This window comes from Pontibacter sp. HJ8 (assembly GCF_054824225.1).
The window spans coordinates 1-3,093 of record NZ_JSYF01000336.1; the positions used below are offsets into that span (position 1 = coordinate 1).

Here is a 3,093-nt window from a genome sequence, read left to right on the forward strand (position 1 = left end):
GAGAATAAAAAAGCACTAAAATATTTATGGAATAATAGCACAAGGTTCATCATCAGGAAAAGCACACATAAACAATGTGGCAGGTATGAACCTTAAAGCTAGAAACCATGAACGGGAGCTATTTATTCGACATGACGTTCAACAACGTCGTATTTGCAGGCAGAAACAAAGCGTATGGCGCCTATGAACTACGCCAGACATACAGCAGGCACATTTTAGCTGCTGCGCTATTGGCAACAGTCGTCTTTACAACCGGATTGGGCTGGCCTTTGCTGAAAAAAACCCAGGAGGTTATCCATGCACAGCTGCCCGCTTTGCCAGAAAAAGAAGGAGTTGTTCTAGATTTAAGTGATGGTTTTGTCCTTCCTCCTCCTCCAGCAGAAGAGGCAGCAGAACAGCCAAACGTGAAGCCGGTCGAACAAACGCAAAAAGTCATCCCCTTTACAAAACCTGTTATAGTGAAAGATAATGCTCCTGTAACAGGACCGGAGATGCCCGATCAGGATCAACTCAAAGGCGCGATTATAGGAACAACTGCAAAAGAAGGCGAAAGTTCAGGCAATCAGAATTTAAGCGCAGCTACGGGGGAACCCGGTGGAACAGGTGCGGGTACAGGTGAAATATCCGCCAATACTGTCTATGACTTTGCAGCTGAGATGCCATACTTTGAAGGAGGAGAACAGGGTTTGCTCAAGTATATCAGCAAAAAAATCAAGTATCCGAGAGCAGCTGTAAACGAACAGGTAGAAGGTATGGTCGTGGTGAGCTTTGTCGTAAACCGTCAGGGCGAAATAACGGACGCTACGATTCTCAAGGGCCTGGGCTATGGCACGGACGAAGAGGCCCTGCGGGTGATCAACAGCATGCCGAACTGGACACCCGGGCGGCAGAACGGAAAACCAGTTGCCGTACGCTATACCCTGCCTATACGCTTCAGCATGAAACGATAATCCATACATTGAAGTATAAAGCAGAAGTCAATATGCACATCGCAAAGACTTCTGCTTTAATTTTTGAAGTATAAACCTTAAATTTAAGGCTACATATATAGCAAAACCAATTGCATGCTTAGACCAAATAGAGACAGGGATAGATCTACTGTAACATTCTTTAACAAGTTTGCACGCTATTTCGGTATGCTCATGACACTGATATATGTGGCGCTGGGCCTCTTTCTCCTGTTTATGAACGGAGAAGAGTACAACCTGGCTATATCAGATACAGCCAGAAGGATATTTGGGGGAACGTTGATCTTGTATGGAATCGTTAGGTTTGTAAGAGCATATCAAGTAATTTCCAAATCTAACCGAGACAGAGACAATGATTAAAGCAGCCAAATCGTTACTGGCTATGAGCATGCTGGTATTAGCGGCTTGTAGCGGAAACCAAGAAAAAAATCAAGACACATCTACCAGAGGCACCATCTCGATCAGTGTGGATGAATCATTTCAGCCGATTATAGAGAGTCAGGTAAATACGTTTGAAGGCATCTATAAGTATGCGCACATCAATGCGATGTATAAAGCTGAAGGCGCCGTCATTAAGGACCTGCTGGATGACAGCACCCGCATCGCCATCCTGGCCCGGAAGCTGAATGCGGATGAGAAAGCAGTTTTTGACAAACGCAAACTCACGCCGAGGTATACCAGGATTGCAATCGATGGAGTTGCCCTGATTGTGAATAACAAGAACCAGGACTCACTCCTGACCATGAAGCAGGTGAAGGATATTTTTACAGGTAAAATTGAGAACTGGAGCGGGATTAATGCAGCCAGTAAACTCAAGAATATTACCCTCGTATTTGATAACAACAACTCGAGTACAGCACGCTATATGCGGGATACACTCATGGCAGGACAACCCCTGCCTGCCGGAGCATATGCCAGCAACTCGCACGAAGCCCTGATTGATTATGTAGCCCAGAATGAAAATGCGATCGGCGTAATCGGTGTAAACTGGATAAGTGATCGGGATGATACCACTTCCATGAACTTCCTGAACAAGATCAAAGTGGTAGGCATCAGTAAAGAAGAAAATCCGACCTCTACGGACAGCTACTTTCAGCCGTATCAAGCGTATATAGCGCAGGGAGAGTATCCGTTACGCAGGTTTCTGTATATCATTAGTACTGAGGGGCGTGCAGGTCTTGGCACAGGTTTTGCAGCTTATGTAGCCAGCGACAAAGGCCAGCGCATCATTTTAAAATCAGGCCTGGTACCGGCCACAATGCCAGTACGTATAGTAGGTTTCAATAATAGAGCGAGCAGTTTCGAGCAATAACAAACAGTAATAACAATCAAACTAAACTAAATTACGATGACAAATAACTGGAAGTATGCACTGTTGATCGCAGCAATGTTTCCGACTGCAGCAGCTTTTGCACAGTCCGGCAACCAAGGCAGAAGAGCAGTAGACTTAGAGCGTTACCAAGAAGCAAAATCGGTTTATAAATCTCAACTGAACGGCAAAGAAGCTGATAATGCTTATTTCGCATTAGGCGATGTATACCTGCGTTCAGAAAATGTAGATTCAGCTGCTTACTACTTCAACCAAGGATTGGCTAAAAATTCCAAATCATCTATCAACATGGTAGGTTTGGGTAAAGTTGAACTTGCCAAAGGGAATAGAGCTGGTGCCGAGAAGCATTTCAACGATGCGCTGAAAAAAGGCAAGAAAGACCCTTACGTTCTTTCTATGATCGGAGAAGCTTATATAGAAGCTCCTAACGCTACGGAGCAGGACTATAACAAAGCGATCGAATACCTGAAGCAAGCTGTAGAGCGTGATAAGAACAACGCCATGGCGTATGTGCTGATGGGTGACGCGTATATGAAGCTGAAGAACGGCGGCCAGGCAATGACCAGCTATGACCGTGCTACACAACTGGATGATAAGTATGCCAAGGCGCACTTAAGAAGAGGCCAGCTATATACCGGCTCACGCAACTATAACGAAGCAGAAGCAGCTTATAAGAAAGCAATTGAAGTAGATCCTCAGTACGCACCTGCTTACCGTGACCTGGGTGAACTCTACTACTTTGCAGGCCAGTACGACAGAGCGCTTTCTACTTTCAAGCAGTATGTCGATATGGCA

At 45.2% G+C, this 3,093-nt stretch carries 3 protein-coding genes; all 3 read left to right on the plus strand.

Features of this window, described 5'->3' with window-relative positions; translation table 11 throughout:
* Nucleotides 1–107 precede the first annotated feature (107 nt).
* Nucleotides 108–950, plus strand: coding sequence for an energy transducer TonB (locus OB13_RS14530; protein WP_461490892.1), 843 nt, complete (start codon nucleotides 108–110; stop codon nucleotides 948–950).
* A gap of 370 nt (nucleotides 951–1,320) precedes the next feature.
* The gene (locus tag OB13_RS14535) at nucleotides 1,321–2,280 is read left to right on the plus strand and encodes a PstS family phosphate ABC transporter substrate-binding protein (protein ID WP_461490893.1); all 960 of its coding nucleotides are present in this window, start codon (nucleotides 1,321–1,323) and stop codon (nucleotides 2,278–2,280) included.
* Between the two features lie 36 nt (nucleotides 2,281–2,316).
* Nucleotides 2,317–3,093, plus strand: a 777-nt coding sequence (locus OB13_RS14540) for a tetratricopeptide repeat protein (RefSeq protein WP_461490894.1), incomplete at its 3' end; no start/stop codon positions are given.